Here is a 17248-nt window from a genome sequence, read left to right as displayed (position 1 = left end):
AAGCAAACTAGATAAATCATGAAAACAGCTATCTTTCTCGATTCTAAAATCGAAGCCCAATTTCGAAGCGAAGGCTATGTGATCTTGGATCTCTTTAATGACGAGGAAATCCGTCAAATGCAAGCCTGTTATCGCACTGTAGAAGAGATGCATAGTGGGCCGATAGGCGTCAGCGTATTGACCGATCAGCTGTCGGAGCGGGCGAGAATTTCCGCCACCTTGTCACCGATCTTTGCGAATCGATTGATGCCTTTACTGAATGATTATCGTATCGCGGTTTCCTCATTCGTCGTCAAGCAGCAAGAATGTGCGCAAGGTAAATTTCCATTGCATCAAGACCCCAGCTTCATCGATGAATCCGAGCAAGCGGGCTTATCGATCTGGTGTCCATTGCAGGACGTTGATCAAACGAATGGCAATCTCGGGATCGTGCCGCGTAGTCATTTGCTAAATCCGTATTACCGCACTACCTGCATGTTGCCTTATCCAGAATTAGAATCCTTGATAGAAGAACGCTATATCAGATATTTACCTATGCGTGCTGGACAAGTAATGATTATGGATCATCGTATGATTCATGGTTCACCAACCAATCTCAGTAAACAAACTCGGGTGGTTGCCGTCGGCGTCGGCGTTCCACGACAACTTGATTTGTTGTACTGCCATGTTGATCCATTTCACAGTGCCGATGTCTTGGAGGTTTATGCGGTGGCGGAGGATTTTTATCTGCGCAACACTTTCGGACAAAGGCCAACGGAAGGTCAACATCTTCGGAACCTCCCCTATCAAGTGGCAAGATTAACACCAGAGATGTTGGAACAGCATTGTGGGGCTGCTATGGAGAATGCAATGACTAGCCATGCTGTAGCACTAAGCAACTGAACTCCTTGTACGAGAGCGAGGTTCATCATTGACCTCGCTGCTTTCAAAAATCCAAGATTATTAGTTCAAACAAAGATTAATAGCCACTACTCAGACTGAAAAAAATCTGCCGTGGCGCAATCGGAAAGCTATTGTAAGTCTCAGCGGCAGCGCCGACTAACAACGTGGAGGTGCCGCGACGATTCGCTAGATTGGTGATTTGTATACCCAAGTGATTGATGCCACCATTCCATACAAACGGTAAGCGATATCGCATTCCCACATTCATTAATACATAAGCTGGCACGCTGAGATCATTGGTGAAAGTCGCGTAGCGTTTACCCACATAATCGACCGTGAATTGTCCTTCGAGTTCTCGCCAATTCGCTTTCAACATCGTCTTGTTTAACCAGTTCGGGCTGGCGGGTACTTGTTTGCCTGTCGTATTCACACGATTACCACCATTCGAATAATCGTCCAGATAAGTTGAGTGGTTATAGGACAGCGCGTTAAACAAGGAGTAGCGGGAGCCGAATTGAATCGTCGTCGCTATATCGATACCTTGCGTTTTGACGCCGCCTACATTCGCCAATATCGGATTGCCGTTGACGATGGATGAGATCACAGGCGTTGGGCTGATTTGCAATAAGCGATTCTGAAAATTCACTTGATACAAACTCACTTGCGTATCTAAGGCGGTTAAACCTGGAATGGGCGCGGTCTGTGGGGAAAACTGACGGCGACTACGAATGCCTGTTTCAAAATGCATCGCTGTCTCTGGTTCTGCCGTCCGTTTAAATAAATCAAAAGCACTTTGATTATTTAAACTCCAAGGCGAAGCGCCTACGGCGCCATAGGTAATAAACTGCCGTAAATTTTTCTGTAAATTCATATACAGCTGATCGCCCGGCGACACGCGCCAAAGCATACCTAGTTGTGGCAAGAACCATTGTTTGGTGGTGATATTGCCCTCGGGTAGCGCAGTGGATCCGCCATTGATCGCACCGACTTTAGGCTGCACTGGAAAACGTCCATCGGCGAATTGCAAACTCGATTTAAATCCGGCTTGCAAACTAAAGTCAGGCTGTAATTGCCATTCATCTTGCGCATGAAATTGGACAACTTGATTGTCGATTTCGCTGCCATATTGGGTGATCAAGGGATTTTGCGGTTGCTGATAAGGACTCAAAGGCTGCGTAGCATCCAGCGCATACCAGCGACGATATGCGCTGGAGCGATTGCGTTCTACCCATATTCCAGTTTGCCATTGATGCGCCCCAGTCGTTGCCTGCCAGTTTGATATAAAACCAAAGCGATTAATATTGTACTCAGTCGTTCTGACCGCATAACCGGAACCGCCAAACGTCTGCTTCAAATCTTGCGTAGGGAAATACACTTTAAATAAATTCGGCAATCCGGCGACACCAATAGGTCCTGCCACCGCACCCAAACCATCGTCGTGGTGGGCGTATACCTGATTGACCCAATTGCTGTTTGAACCCATCTGATTGTCGAATTTAAGATATGCGAGGTGGTCACGACGCTGGGCCACGCCAAAGTAGTTGCGATAATTTGCGCCGTCCTGCTGTGGCGGCTCACCTTGCGGCGTCAGATACGTTTGCGCAAAGCGGAAATCAGGATGCGTCGTAGGACGTGTGTAGGGTGTAAATGATTCTCGCGTGCCGCGCACGACGCTATCTTCATTGGGCTCGGTCTTATCTGAGAAATTGTAATAGGCCGTTATCTTCGCTTTCGCCAGATGTTTGACCCACTTGGCGTTAAATTGCTCACCACCTTGTACTCCATCAAAGTCCCAGGCCCGGGCACGTTGTCTGACGGCTGCCAGATAGAAAGACTGTGATTCGTCACTACTAGTATCTGTAGCGAACTCACCGCTGTCATACCTCAGATAACTGCGGCTCGCGCCATAACTACCCACAGTTTGTGCCATCGCCCAATTTGACTTAGTGCGCGGATCACTGGAAAAACTTTCTATCGTGCCGCCCAGATTGCTAGTCGATGCGGTAGCCAGATCGCCCGCACCCGAATTCATCAACACACTACGCAAGTTTTCACTGATCACCGCGCGCTGCGGTGATAAGCCATTGTAGTTGCCGTACTGCTGATCACCGAGTGGCACACCATCTAGGGTGTAGCCCAATTGCTGCGCACTAAAACCATGTATGAATAAGGAGAAATTTTGTTCGTTATTTCCCCAAGGATCGGCCGATTGAAAGGTCACTCCCGCGAGTTGATGCAAACCTTTTAAGGGATTCATTCCGGGCAATAAGCTTTGCAGCGTGGTGGCGGGCAAGCTAAGTGTAGAGCGGCTTTTTTTGGTTTGAATCAACACCGATGGTAGAGGCTCTGCACTCGCGTTTTGTTCGTTTTCACTAATTCGCTGCTGATCCGATTGCGCGAATGCGCCTTGACTGACGAACACAGCCACACCGCATAGCAATACGGTCTTTATACTTTGTTGTTCAATCACGCTGGCTAAGGCAAGCATGATATTGTCAATGCAGTTTCGGTCGAAACCATAATCTGGCGTCATTCAGTGGCGTTTCTTTTGGTAGTAAGTGGTTTTGTATGTGAATAATCCGGCGATTCTTGAAATTCACCGCCTCGATCGCTTTACGATTATATTTCCAAAAAATCGCGTCGAAAGAGCCATCTTTGATCATCTTACGCAAGCCTAGTTCCAGACGTTGATGCAATTGAGGATTGGTTTTGGAAACAAAAAAATAGTAAGGCCAAGGGTAATGTATCAGTAAATGTTCATCGATAACCAAGTCCGGATTTGGCACGGATTCTTTCTCATATTCTGCGTAAATCTCGCTAATGCCGCGCGGAAAAAAGTCAAAACGCTTGTAACTAAGCATGCGAAATAAGTTGCTGTATTTTGCCTCGATGACGTCGATGCCATTCGCTTCGTACAATTTTACGTCATCCCAACCAACCCCTTGTCCCACACTAAATTTCTTTAGATCTTGCAGGTTTTTTACATTTTTGAGTAAGGCTTGATTGTCTTTGTGCACGAGTAACAGCCGATAACCGAGCAATCCTTTACGTAGTGGAATTCGAATGGGCAGGTAATTACGCTCTTTACTTTCGGTCGTTGAGCTCCAAACGACATTTAAGTCGCTATCGTTTGCCAAGTTATTTAAGTAACGCAAACCATTGGTGTGTTGACTTGATGCGCGCAGCTCAAAAGGACCGAATTCCGGCACAGTTTTTTCGAGAGCCAGACGTAATATCTCTTTCACATCATTAAAGCGCGGATCACCTTTTTCTTCATCAGCAGGATGTATGACTCGTGTTGTCGTCGTTGACTTTGGCCAAGCAGAAACGCACACACAAAACAGCAGCATGCAAATACCAGTAGCAATTTGTATATGGCGAAATAAAGACATTCAATTAGTTGAGAAAATTCAGTCCTGCTGCATTTTGCAGTTTTAATTTTTAGATAGGCAAGTGTAAGTATTCGTTCCATCAGTGGAAGACTAAATGTAGCACATCTCCCTATCAACACTGGACACTCGCCAATTGACGTGTAGGGATTTAGGCTAGGTCATTTGAACCTGAGATAAATTGAAAATCACATCAAACCGCTCTAAATTTGCCCATCGTCAATTAAATCTAAGCTTAGTGTATTTAACGCGCGAACCCAAGAACGTCGAGTTGAAACGATTTCCAATCCTAGCTGACACGATTTTGCACATTTTCTATGACAGTCAAACAACAAGTTTGCAGTCTTTTGGAATAATAAGCCTTTCGTATGACGACATGATGAAGCAAATCAAATTCAAGGCTGATGGTTTGGTCTGATGTCACGAACAGCGATATACTCACCCTCTTACGCCCAATGAAGGAGAATAAATTGTTCAAAAGACTAGCAATACCAGCCGCGATGCTCGCAATCAGTGCCTGGGCACAGGCTGACGAAGGTCAATGGCAACCTTATCAATTGCCGCAATTAAAAGCTGAGCTCAAAAAAGTTGGTATCACCATTCCGGCTGAAAAATTAGCGGATTTGTCGAAGCATCCTATGAGCGCGATTGTGTCCACAGGCGGTTGTTCGGCCTCCTTCGTTTCGCCAGAAGGCTTGATCGTCACTAATCACCATTGCGCCTACGATGCGATACAACGCAATTCCAGTGCTAAGAAAAATTACATTAATGATGGTTTTTTAGCTAAAACGCGCACTGAAGAATTGCCAGCCGGCGCGAGTACACGCGTGTATATCACCGATAAAGTGGAAAACGTCACCGCCGAAGTCACAGCCGGTTTGAGCGACAAAATGTCCGGTCGTGAACGTCGCGAGCTGATTCAAAGTCGAGTAAAAAAAATCATCGCTGACTGCGAACAAGACAAAGCCTATCGTTGTTCGGTACCAAGCTTTCATCGTGGTCTGGAATACTATCGCATCCGCCAAATGATGATACGTGACGTGCGTTTGGTGTATGCACCAGCCGATATGATCGGCAATTACGGTGGCGACATCGATAACTTCGAATGGCCGCGTCACACTGGTGATTTCTCATTCTTGCGCGCCTATGTCGGCAAAGATGGTCGTCCTGCTGATCCATCACCAGACAATGTCCCGTATAAATCCAAAGACTTTTTGGTGGTGTCTGCTGAAGGCTTGAAAAACGGCGATCCGATTTTGCTAGCAGGTTACCCAGGTCGCACTAGCCGTTATAAGTTGCCATCAGAAATCCGTTTCGCACGTGATACCGATTACCCTTTGCGCGCAGCAGAAATGCTCGCGGACATCGCGACCATCGAAGCCACAACCAAAGGTAGTGCTGATGACGAAGTCCGTTATGCCAGCGTAGTCAAAGGCATCAATAATCGTTTAAAGAAGACGCAAGGTTTGATCGATGGTTTCGCCCGCAAAGACATCGCAGCGATTAAGGATGCGCAAGATGCCGAATTCCGTAACTGGTTGATCAGTGCCAATAAAAATCCAGCAGAAGCCAAGTCCTTGTTGGCAAAACTGGATGCGGTCATTGCCCAAGACATGGCCTTGTCACAAGAAGAACTCGCGTATGCCGTGGCGACTAACAGCGATTTGTTCTCCAGTGCACGCACTCTGTATCGTTTGGCTTTAGAAAAAGAAAAGCCAAACGCACAGCGTGAAGGCGGCTATCAAGAACGTGATTTAGCCTTTATCAAAGGCCGTCTCACACGTTTGGAGCAATCATTTGTCACCAAGGTTGATCGAGCTCGCTTGACCGCAGGTTTAGCGCGCTATGCGAAATTGGCAGTACATCCAGCAGGTTTGGATGCCTTGTTACCATCAAGCGAAGCCGCCGCTGCCCTGTATGACAAAACCCAATTAACGGATACGGCAAAACGCTTGGCCTGGTTGGATAAAGATAAGGCAGCGTTCGCCCAATCTGACGATGCATTTATACAACTCGCTGTGAAATTGCACGATGTCGGTATGTCTTTAGAAAATCGTCGCAAAGAAGTCGATGGCAATCTCGATTTCATCATCCCGCAATACATGCAAGCCGTGATCAACTGGAAAAAATCGCAAGGCAAGCCAGTCTATCCTGACGCGAATTCCACCCTACGTGTCACCTTTGGCAATGTCGGTGCCTATTCCCCTCGTGATGGCGTGACTAAGGGACCATTCACGACGGTCGAAGGTATCGTTGAAAAACACACAGGCAAAGATCCTTTCATCGCACCAGCGCCATTGCTGCAAGCGATCAAGGAAAAACGCTATGGTGTTTTCAAGGACAAAGTATTGGGCACCGTGCCAGTGGATTTCTTATCCAGTGCAGACACGACAGGTGGCAATTCTGGTTCAGCGGTGATGAATAAGCGTGGTGAATTGATTGGTTTGAATTTTGATTCCACCTACGAATCGATAACCAAAGATTGGTATTTTGATCCAGCGATCACCAAAGCGATTCACGTCGATATTCGTTACATGCTGTGGATCATGAAAGAAGTCGATCACGCTGATAATGTACTGAAAGAAATGACGATTAAGTATCCGAAGTAATTTTCTTTATATCGATTAAATAGCGGTCAGTGAATCTACTGACCGCTTTTTTATTACCCGCGATTTCTTTTTTACCGGAGAGTTGATCATAGCTAAAGGAGTCGCTTGGCTAATCGCCAACACCGCAGGATGGGTAATCTTGCGTTGTACCGAAATCGCATAAAATTGTTCCGTAATATCCTCAGTGCTACCGACCAATTCCAAATCGTATTGACGCATCACCATATCCGCAATCGCACTAGGTTTCGCAAAGAAGCCAACGCCCGCCTCACCGAAGGCACTCATCAATGCGCTATCGTCAAATTCCCCTGCAATGCGTGGCCTGACGCCTTGCAGTTCAAACCAGTGCATGAGACGTGAACGTAAAGCCGAATCTTCTCCTGGCAGGAGGACGGGAGCGCCATCTAGGCATGCGGGAAACGGCTGAGGATATTTTGCTCGCAGCGCCTGCGTGGCGAAAAAACTTAAACCACATTCACCCAAGCGATGGTTAAAGCCACGCACATTTGCATTCGGTGGCATTGGTGTATCGGTAATTACAATATCGAGTTTGTGGCGGGCGAGTTCGCCGAGCAAATCGTCAAGTTTGCCCTCGCGGCAGTTAATTTTGAGTGTCTGCGGCAAGCTTAGTGCTGGCTCTAATAATTTATAGGCGACCGCTTTGGCAACGGCGTCAGAAACCCCAACGCGCAATTGCACTGTTCGCTCGGTCGGATGATGGCGTAGGACTTGCTCTAATTCTTGGCCAAGAGAAAATATTTCATCGGCATAAGCTAGTACCAAACGCCCTGCCTCGGTCAGCTCTAAGTTACGGCCGGATTTCTCAAACAAGGCCTCGCCCTGCATATCTTCAAACAAGCTTAATTGCCCGCTTATCGTCTGCGGCGTAATGTGCAATTGCTCACTGGCGCGGGCGATGCTGCCGGTTTTGGCGACGACCCAAAAATAGTGCAAATGTTTGTAATTCAGACTAGCCATTCTATTTGCCTTGTTTATCTTGTTGATACATCGATTTTTGCGATCTATTCTTCAATTATATTCGACTTTTATTTAATTAACCGCTGGCCTACACTTGCGCTGCCCAAATTGGGAAACGTTTTACATCCGAATCTTTAGGAGAGCACCATGAGTATCTTAGACCGTAACACCTTGCGCGAGGCGCAAACAGTCGATTATGTAGATAGCAGCGCGATCAGCGGACATAAAGTACTGCGCAACACTTACATGTTGCTGTCTATGACTTTATTGTTCTCCGCAATTGCCGCTGGTGTCAGCATCGCTTTCGCATTGCCGAGTATGGGCATTATCGTCACGCTGATTGGTTATTTTGGCTTATTGTTTTTAACTGCGAAATTACGTAATAGCGCTTGGGGTATCGCGTCCGTATTCGCCTTAACTGGTTTCATGGGCTTGACCTTAGGTCCGATCATCAGTCGTTACCTTGGCATGCCAGGCGGCAGCGGCATCGTCATGAACGCGATGGGTTTGACCGCTGTGATTTTTATGGGTTTGTCTGCTTACGTGTTAGTTAGCAAACGTGATTTCAGTTTCATGGGTGGTTTTTTGGCGGTTGGCGTATTGGTTGCATTTGTTGCAGGCTTGGGTGCGATGTTCTTTGAGATCCCAGCTTTGTCGATTGCTGTTTCAGCAGCGTTTGTGTTGTTAATGTCGGGCATGATCTTGTTCGAAACTAGTAACATCATTCGCGGTGGTGAAACCAACTACATCATGGCAACGGTCAGCTTGTACATCACGATTTTCAACTTGTTCACCAGCTTGTTGCAGATCTTAGGTTTTATGGAAAAAGAATAAGCACTAGTCACCTGATTGCGCTTTGCTTAGAATAGTCTTGCCGGTGGGATGAATCGCATCCCACCAACTTCCCTTGATTGAAAGAATCCTATGTTAGAAACAGTTGCTCAGCCCTGGATGTGGGCGGCATTTATCGCCTTCGTCCTTAGTATGTTGGCACTCGATATTTTTGCACTTGGTGGTTCGAAGTCGCATAAAGTCAGTGTGAAAGAAGCCGCGATCTGGTCGCTGGTGTGGGTGTCATTAGCGTTGCTGTTCAACTTTGGGATGTATGTTTATCTCAAGGATATTGTCGGTGAAACGATTGCGATGGCTAAGGCTATGGAGTTTTTGACGGGTTATGTCATCGAAAAATCTTTGTCAGTCGATAACGTCTTTGTCTTCTTGATGATCTTCGGCCACTTCGCCGTACCAGAGCAATATCAACGCAAAGTGTTGTTATACGGCGTACTTGGCGCGATTGTAATGCGTGTCATCATGATCTTGGCAGGTAGTTGGGTTGTCTCTCAGTTTGCTTGGGTCTTGTACATTTTCGGTATTTTCCTTGTCATTACCGGTTTGCGCATGATGGTCGCTGCGGAAAAAGAGCCAGACATGGAAGCGAATCCGGTCTTGAAATTTGCCAAGAAGCTGTTGCCTTTTACCAAGGAATACCACGAAGAAAAATTCAGCATCATTCAAAACGGCAAACGTGTTTTCACACCATTACTGTTAGTACTGATTTTGATTGAAATTTCCGACGTGGTGTTTGCAGTGGATTCTATCCCAGCGATTTTTGCAGTAACGACAGATCCGTTTATTGTATTCACATCGAATATCTTTGCAATCATGGGTTTGCGTGCTTTGTACTTCTTGCTTGCTGATATGGCTGACCGCTTCCATTTATTGAAATTCGGCTTGGCATTAGTGTTGATGTTCGTTGGCGTCAAGATGTTGATCGTGAAATGGGTGCATGTGCCGACAGCGATTTCTTTGACGGTCATCGGTACTATCTTGGTCAGCTCCATCGTCGCAAGCTTGATCGCGACACGTAAGAAGGCGAGTTAAGTAGCTAAGTTGGTAAAGTATTAGTAAGTAATTTTTTAGAACTAGCCAGCTTGATAAACAAATTTAATGTCAGCTAGTTCAAACCGGTTCCCTCCTTAAGGCGTATGGCTAATTTGGCATACGCCTATTTTTTTGGGAAATGTCGACAAAATTCTTATATCTTTTTTCTATTTACTAATAAGTGTTGGCTGACAATTGACATCGAAGGGGCTTGAACTCATCGTGTTTCATAGCACGCTGCTTTGATTCTGTAACGACTCATAATGTTTAAACAATGCCGAGCTGTTTAGGAAGTTCATTCGAAATCACGTATAATTTCAGCTTGTTTTCCTGCGCCGATTTGAGACTCAGATTGCGGGCGCGTAATAAGTGCAGCTAAAGGTAGTAATTTCTTACCAAATCGCACACTCATTACCCGATCCACTTCTCCAGCCTGATCGGGTTTTTTGTCAGGTTTTTACCTATTGCGAGTCCTCTATGTCCACCGTTCTGAAATCTTCCGCCACCGAAGCGCGTTTGCGCGAGCTACTCCAACAACGCATCCTGATTCTCGATGGAGCGATGGGAACGATGATACAGCGCTATAAACTTACTGAAGCCGACTATCGCGGTGAGCGGTTTAAGGATTTCACGGGACCTGAAGGTGTCCGGGAATTATTCGTCAAAGGTAATAATGAATTGTTGTCGTTGACGCAGCCACACGTCATTCAAGAGATTCACGAGCAATACTTGGCGGCGGGCGCTGATTTGATTGAGACAAATACTTTCGGTGCAACCACGGTAGCGCAAGACGATTACCACATGGCGCATTTGGCGTATGAGATGAACGTCGCCTCCGCCAAAATCGCGCGTGCAGCTTGCGATAAATATTCGACGCCAGACAAACCACGTTATGTAGCTGGGGCGCTTGGTCCTACACCGAAGACGGCATCGATTTCACCGGATGTTAACGATCCTGCCGCACGTAACGTCACTTTTGATCAATTGGTTGCCGCCTATTTGGAACAAACCCGTGGCTTGGTCGAGGGCGGTGCCGATGTATTATTAGTCGAAACGATTTTTGACACCCTCAATTGCAAAGCAGCTTTGTTCGCGATTGACCAATATTTTGAAGAAACCGGCAGCACTTTGCCGATCATGATTTCTGGCACAGTGACGGACGCTTCGGGTCGTATTTTGTCTGGCCAAACCGTCCCTGCTTTCTGGAATTCCGTGCGCCATGCGAAACCTTTGACCGTCGGTTTGAACTGCGCGCTCGGTGCTGCCTTGATGCGCCCGTATGCGGAAGAGTTGTCTAAGATTGCCGATACTTTCGTTTGTATTTATCCGAATGCGGGTTTGCCTAACCCGATGAGTGATACGGGTTTTGATGAATTGCCAGCAGATACGTCTGCGCTTTTGAAAGAGTTTGCCGAAGCGGGCTTCATCAATATCGCCGGTGGCTGCTGCGGTACTACGCCAGCGCACATTAAAGCAATCGCCGATATTCTCAAGACACAAACACCGCGCGCTATTCCAACGATAGAACCTGCGATGCGCTTGTCAGGTTTAGAGCCTTTCACGATTGACGCACAATCCTTGTTCGTGAACGTCGGTGAACGTACCAACGTCACAGGTTCTAAAGCATTTGCGCGCTTGATTTTGAACGAACAATATGACGAGGCCTTAGCTGTCGCCCGTCAGCAAGTCGAAAACGGCGCGCAGATTATCGATATCAATATGGATGAAGCGATGCTCGATTCGCAAGCCGCGATGACACGCTTCTTAAATCTGATCGCGTCTGAACCTGATATCGCCCGAGTCCCTTTGATGATCGATTCCTCCAAATGGGATGTGATCGAAGCGGGCTTGAAATGCGTGCAGGGCAAAGCCATCGTCAATTCGATTTCCATGAAGGAAGGCGAAGCACAATTCCTGCATCAGGCCAAACTCTGTAAGCGTTACGGTGCTGCCGTGATCGTCATGGCGTTTGATGAAAAAGGTCAGGCTGACACTTACGAACGCAAGATAGAAATCTGTAAACGCGCCTATGATTTGCTGGTGAACGAATGTGCATTTGACCCTTACGATATTATTTTTGATCCGAATATCTTCGCGGTCGCCACCGGTATTGAAGAACACAATAACTATGCGGTCGATTTCATCGAAGCGACACGCTGGATACATCAAAATCTGCCAGGCGCAAAAATCAGCGGTGGTGTATCGAATGTGAGCTTCTCCTTCCGTGGCAATGACCCGGCACGTGAAGCGATTCATACGGTCTTCCTGTACCACGCGATTCAAGCGGGCATGACTATGGGCATCGTCAATGCCGGCATGATAGGTGTGTATAGCGAACTCGACGCCGAGTTACGTGAACGCGTCGAAGACGTTGTTCTCAATCGCAGAGAAGACGCGACCGAACGCATGATTGAATTTGCAGCGACACTCAAAGCCGGTGGAAAACGCGAAGAAGCTACGCTGGAATGGCGTAATGATCCAGTAGAAAAACGTCTGGCACATGCGATGGTGCATGGCATTACTAACTGGATCGTGGAGGATACAGAAGAAGCACGCGTCAATGTGTTGAACGCTGGAGGTCGTCCTATCCAAGTCATCGAAGGTCCGCTGATGGCGGGTATGAATATCGTCGGCGACCTGTTCGGTCAAGGCAAAATGTTCTTGCCGCAAGTGGTGAAATCCGCTCGTGTCATGAAACAAGCTGTCGCGCATTTAGTGCCATTCATCGAAGAAGAAAAGAAACGCAGCGGCGACAACAAGCCGAAAGGGAAAATCGTCATCGCCACCGTCAAAGGTGACGTGCATGACATCGGTAAAAACATCGTCACGGTCGTTTTGCAATGTAATAATTTTGAAGTCGTCAACATGGGCGTGATGGTGCCTTGCTCTGAGATTTTGGCGAAAGCAAAAGCAGAGAACGCAGACATTATTGGCCTCTCTGGTTTGATTACGCCCTCATTGGAAGAGATGGCTTACGTTGCTAAAGAAATGCAGCGCGATCCGCATTTCCGTATGCTGAAGATTCCACTCTTGATCGGTGGTGCTACGACGAGTCGCGCTCACACAGCGGTCAAGATCGCCCCGAACTATGAAGGCCCGGTCGTCTATGTAGCCGACGCCTCGCGTTCTGTGTCCGTCGCACAATCTTTGCTCACACCAGAAAGTCGCGATCAATACATTGCCGACTTGGACACTGATTACGAACGCGTACGCACTTTGCATGCGAATAAAAAAGCTACGCCGATGGTGAGCTTGAAGCAAGCTCGTGCGAACAAAATGAAGGTCGATTTCACTGGCGATAAAGCACCAGTGCGTCCTAAATTTATCGGCCGCCGTATTTTCAAAAACGTCGATTTGGCAACGATCGCGAATTACATCGATTGGGGCCCGTTCTTCCAAACTTGGGATTTGGCTGGTCCATTCCCGGCAATTTTGAAAGACGAAGTGGTCGGCGAAGCCGCCGGCAAAGTGTTTGCTGAAGGTCAAGCGATGTTGAAAAAAATCATCGAAGGTCGCTGGCTCACGGCCAATGGCGTGATCTCTTTATTGCCAGCCAATACGGTGAATGATGACGACATCGAAATCTACACCGACGAAACGCGCAAAGAAGTCGCCTTCACTTATTACGGCACGCGTCAACAAACCGAAAAAGCCATCATCGACGGCGTCCAGCGTCCTAATCAATGCTTAAGTGATTTCATTGCGCCGAAAGACAGCGGCATCACCGACTACATTGGCATGTTCGCAGTAACCGCTGGTTTGGGCATAGAGAAGCACGAAAAGCGCTTCGAAGATGCGCACGATGATTACAGCAGCATTATGTTGAAGTCACTCGCTGATCGTTTGGCAGAAGCGTTCGCAGAATATCTGCATGAACGTGTGCGTAAAGATTTGTGGGGGTATGCGTCTGATGAAGTTTTGAGCAATGAAGAGCTGATCAAAGAGAGCTATTCAGGCATTCGTCCAGCACCTGGTTATCCTGCTTGTCCTGAACATACGGTGAAGACGGCGATGTTTAAGCAAATGCAATGTGAAGAAATTGAGATGTTCATTACAGAATCATGGGCGATGATCCCTGGTGCTGCGGTGTCAGGTTTCTATTTTGCGCATCCTGAGTCTAAGTATTTTAGTGTTGGGAAGATTGCTGAGGATCAGGTTGAGGATATGGCTGAGCGGCGTGGGGTTTCGAAGGATGAGGTTGAGCGGTGGTTGGCGCCGAATTTGTGATCGACTTAATGCAGACTTCAATAGGTTGACTAATGAAAAATTATTATCCCTTTGTACTAAATAATTTGTCATCGTTGTATGAGCACTTGGTAAAAGGGTTGAAGGGATTCGCTTTAAGCTCTGACAATATCTCTCGTACACATACTTTTTGGTGTTTTCTAAGTGATGGTACTGTTCTTAAAGTTCAATCTGAGCTGAATGACATAGATGGATGGCATGAAGTTGGCACCTTAGAATTCAGTTCGGTTGAAGATGGAGATGGTGTTCCAAACGTAATGCCACTTGATGATCAGTGGAGACATATTCAAACAATTGAAAAACTATGTTTAGATACAGAGAATTGTTACTCCGAAAGCGGAATAGTTTTGACGAATATGAATAGTCAAAAACTTACAATTATTTGTGATGCAAATCCATACAGCATTTCTGTTCAAGCGCCGTTTTTAACGATGGAGTTTCTTCCTGAATACGAAATTCTAAGTTATAAACGAATTCCGCTTTAAAGCCCGTAAGTCGAAATATTTTCGTAGGGTGGGTTAGCGTTAGCGTAACCCACCGCTCACCGCTTAAATCACATATATCGCTTGTTCAGCTTCTCGCGAACGAGGCGCTGAGTTTTTGCTTTTGGCATTGGTTTTCACATAAACTTTACGTTCTCAGGTCGGGTGTGGCCCGACGGCCAGTTACCTTTTTTGCTTCGCCAAAAAAGGTAACCCAAAAAAGGCGACCACGCTGCCCCGTCCACTGCGCTGCTTGCAAGCAGCTTAGAGATTGATGGCGCAAAGCATGCTTTGCGAAACCCCATCAATCTCCCTTCGGGTGCCCAATTGTGCGGGACAAAAATGGGGAGAGTCAGAAACTCGCTACGCTCAAACATCTGACTCTCTTTTTCCCATTTCTGCCCAGCACAATTGGCAGTGTCAGAAGTGGGTGAAAGTCAAAAGCAAAGTCAAAAGCAAAGTCAAAATCAAAATCAAAATCAAAATCAAAATCAAAAGCAACGGCAACACCAAAACAAGCAGTACCGACGGCATTCAATTTTCTAATAGCAGTTGTTGGTCGTTGTTTTTGACGTTGCTTTTGATCTACCCCCGTTTGAGACGATGTAATTTGTGCTTCACAGAAAATGGATAAGAAAGTGTTGTTGTCTGAGCGTAGCGAGTTTCAACACTTTCCCATTTTTTGTGATGCACAAATTATGCTGAAGCGAAGCGTAAGCACCCGCAGGGCGAGTCTACGGTCGCCTTTTTTGGATTACCTTTTTTGGCGAAGCAAAAAAGGTAATTGGCTGTCGGGCCACACCCGACCTGTGAACGATGAGTGCGCGAGAAAACTAATCTTGTGGCTGAAGACCGAAAGTCGTAATATTTTCGTAGGGCGGGTTAGCGTCAGCGTAACCCACCGCTTACTGTCTAAATTACCTTTATCGCTTACTCAACTTCTCACAAGCAAGTCACTGGATTTTCTTCGTCGGTATTTTCCTTCACGCAAGCTCATCGTTCACAGGTCGGGGGTGGCCCGACGGCCAGTTACCTTTTTTGCGTCGCCAAAAAAGGCAACCCAAAAAAGGCGACCACGCTGCCACTGCCCTTCGGGTTCCCAATTGTGCAGGACAAAAAATGGGAAAGCCTTGAAACTCGCTAAGCTCAGACAACAAGGCTTTCTTTACCCATTTTCTGTCCTGCACAATTGGCAGTGTCAGAAGTGGAACGGCGTTAAAGTCAAAAGCAACGGCAACAGAAAAACAATCAGTACCGACGGCATTAAGTATTCCAATAGCGGTTGTAGGTCGTTGCTTTTGACTTTGTTTTTGACCTACCCCCGTTTGAGACGATGTAATTTGTGCTTCACAGAAAATGGATAAGAAAGTGTTGTTGTCTGAGGTTTAGCAGGGGTTTCGATGTGCATGCACATCGCCTGCGTTACGGTCTTCGCTTGCAAGCGAAGATGCGCCCTGCAAGGGAAGCGAGTTTCAGCACTTTCCCATTTTTTGTGATGCACAAATTATGCTGAAGCGAAGCGTAAGCACCCCGAAGGGGCGAGTCTACGGTCGCCTTTTTTGGAGGACCTTTTTTGGCGAAGCAAAAAAGGTGCTTGGCCGTCGGGCCACACCCGACCTGTAAACGATGAGCTTTCGTGAAAATTATTCTTGTAGCTTAAAAGTCTTGTTCACTTGAAAAAATTTAAGCGATTTATATGATTTGAACACTTGCTTCCGCAAACACAAACATAAACACAAACCAAACCTCAAGCATACTCATCAAACTGCGTGCCTAAAATGGCACTCATTAGACCCCAGCTGCGTTCTAACTCTAACTGCGTCTGTCGTTGTTCTTCGGTGCTGAGTGTGGTGGCGAGTGCCTCGGCATTGATCGCCATGCCTGCTTCGGTACCGGCATTGCGTTGCTCACGTTCTAGCAAGGCTAGTGCTTCCGATTTATCCGGTAGCGGTTCGCCGTGTTGTTTGACTTGTTGATACGCACGTAAGGCAGCGATGCTGCTTAGCGGCGAAACACTGGGGATGGACATCATTGCTCCACATAAGTTGAGCTTGATAGTCTAGGGGACAGTGCTTTAATGCAAAGCGCAGAACAAACGGTGAAAACACCGCAAATTCTGGCCTTATCTGTGTTTATTGATGAATTTCTGTGATTCGCTGGTATCGCATTCGAGTTGCTAGGTTAGCCTAGTATGCTCGTTTAATGACGACGTATTGGCTTACAGCGGTTTTTCTAATTCTTCCATTTGTAAATTTTTGACCAGACGGTTTTCTTCGGGAACCTCGGCTGGAAATGCTTTGATTCGGCCGGTACGTTGATAGCCACGGCGTTCGTAGTAAGCGATTAATTCGTGGCGGGTTGTAATGACGGTCATCCACATTTTTTTTGCTTGCCAGCGTTGTTTGACTAGGTCTTCAGCAGCCTGCATAAATTGCTTGCCAATGCCGCCGCCTTGTAATTGTGGATTGACTGCGAACATACCTAAATATGCAGCATCTTCCGTTTTCAATAGATTCACTGAGCCGATAATCCTGTCACCATCAATGCAGAGGAAAATCACAGAATCATCCGTTTCTATCAATTCGCAGACATCCTCGGGCGTTACCCGTAGCCCTATTAGCAAATCGGCTTCTGTGGTCCAGCCAGCTCGGCTGGAATCACCACGGTAGGCGCTGTTGACCAGATCGGCGATGGCTTGCGAGTCAGAGCGGGTGGCGATGCGAAACTGATAGCTTGGCGCAAGCTTGGGTGCAGGAACTGAATGTATCATGGTGAGGAAGGT

General features: G+C 46.9%; 12 protein-coding genes. 6 read left to right on the top strand and 6 right to left on the bottom strand.

From position 1 onward, the window contains the following. The first annotated feature begins 18 nt into the window (after positions 1-18). Positions 19-882 (top strand): phytanoyl-CoA dioxygenase family protein, encoded by an 864-nt coding sequence (locus H8K52_RS13380; RefSeq protein ID WP_186923413.1) that lies wholly within the window; start codon positions 19-21, stop codon positions 880-882. Between the two features lie 76 nt (positions 883-958). On the opposite strand, the gene H8K52_RS13375 is transcribed toward H8K52_RS13380, so the two are convergent. Continuing rightward, positions 959-3370: a TonB-dependent receptor gene (locus H8K52_RS13375; RefSeq protein ID WP_186923412.1), complete on the bottom strand. Its 2412-nt coding sequence runs from the start codon at positions 3368-3370 to the stop codon at positions 959-961. Positions 3371-3377: 7 nt separating this feature from the next. Next, complete coding sequence (locus H8K52_RS13370) at positions 3378-4274, bottom strand: substrate-binding periplasmic protein (protein WP_246464527.1); 897 nt, start codon at positions 4272-4274, stop codon at positions 3378-3380. A 467-nt stretch (positions 4275-4741) separates the two neighbouring features. Here H8K52_RS13370 and H8K52_RS13365 point away from each other — a divergent pair, with 467 nt between their 5' ends. Continuing rightward, complete coding sequence (locus tag H8K52_RS13365) at positions 4742-6880, top strand: S46 family peptidase (RefSeq protein ID WP_425507538.1); 2139 nt, start codon at positions 4742-4744, stop codon at positions 6878-6880. A gap of 15 nt (positions 6881-6895) precedes the next feature. Here H8K52_RS13365 and nhaR read toward each other — a convergent pair whose 3' ends face one another. Continuing rightward, the gene (gene nhaR / locus H8K52_RS13360; RefSeq protein WP_186923410.1) at positions 6896-7858 is read right to left on the bottom strand and encodes a transcriptional activator NhaR; all 963 of its coding nucleotides are present in this window, start codon (positions 7856-7858) and stop codon (positions 6896-6898) included. A 147-nt stretch (positions 7859-8005) separates the two neighbouring features. Between nhaR and H8K52_RS13355 the strand changes: the two genes are divergently transcribed. The 4 genes from H8K52_RS13355 to H8K52_RS13340 all read left to right on the top strand — a co-directional run bounded on the left by H8K52_RS13355 (position 8006) and on the right by H8K52_RS13340 (position 14469). Next, positions 8006-8692: a Bax inhibitor-1/YccA family protein gene (locus H8K52_RS13355; protein ID WP_186923409.1), complete on the top strand. Its 687-nt coding sequence runs from the start codon at positions 8006-8008 to the stop codon at positions 8690-8692. A 90-nt stretch (positions 8693-8782) separates the two neighbouring features. Then, the gene (locus H8K52_RS13350; RefSeq protein ID WP_246464526.1) at positions 8783-9739 is read left to right on the top strand and encodes a TerC family protein; all 957 of its coding nucleotides are present in this window, start codon (positions 8783-8785) and stop codon (positions 9737-9739) included. Between the two features lie 477 nt (positions 9740-10216). Beyond that, on the top strand, positions 10217-13966 hold the full coding sequence (gene metH / locus H8K52_RS13345) for a methionine synthase (protein ID WP_186923408.1): 3750 nt from the start codon (positions 10217-10219) through the stop codon (positions 13964-13966). A gap of 32 nt (positions 13967-13998) precedes the next feature. Beyond that, positions 13999-14469, top strand: coding sequence for a hypothetical protein (locus H8K52_RS13340; RefSeq protein ID WP_186923407.1), 471 nt, complete (start codon positions 13999-14001; stop codon positions 14467-14469). A gap of 349 nt (positions 14470-14818) precedes the next feature. Here H8K52_RS13340 and H8K52_RS13335 read toward each other — a convergent pair whose 3' ends face one another. From H8K52_RS13335 to H8K52_RS13325, 3 genes are all read right to left on the bottom strand, one after another. Continuing rightward, complete coding sequence (locus H8K52_RS13335; RefSeq protein WP_186923406.1) at positions 14819-15004, bottom strand: hypothetical protein; 186 nt, start codon at positions 15002-15004, stop codon at positions 14819-14821. A 1209-nt stretch (positions 15005-16213) separates the two neighbouring features. Beyond that, positions 16214-16495 (bottom strand): hypothetical protein, encoded by a 282-nt coding sequence (locus tag H8K52_RS13330; protein ID WP_186923405.1) that lies wholly within the window; start codon positions 16493-16495, stop codon positions 16214-16216. 189 nt (positions 16496-16684) lie between these two features. Then, a complete protein-coding gene (locus H8K52_RS13325; protein WP_186923404.1) occupies positions 16685-17236 on the bottom strand; it encodes a GNAT family N-acetyltransferase in 552 nt (183 codons plus the stop codon). Positions 17237-17248 lie beyond the last annotated feature (12 nt).

This window comes from Affinundibacterium seohonense (assembly GCF_014284305.1).
In the GTDB taxonomy this organism is placed as follows: Bacteria; Pseudomonadota; Gammaproteobacteria; order Burkholderiales; family Burkholderiaceae_D; genus Undibacterium; species Undibacterium seohonense.
The sequence above is the reverse complement of the archived record's forward strand: the minus strand, read 5'-3'. Positions and strand labels throughout refer to the sequence as shown.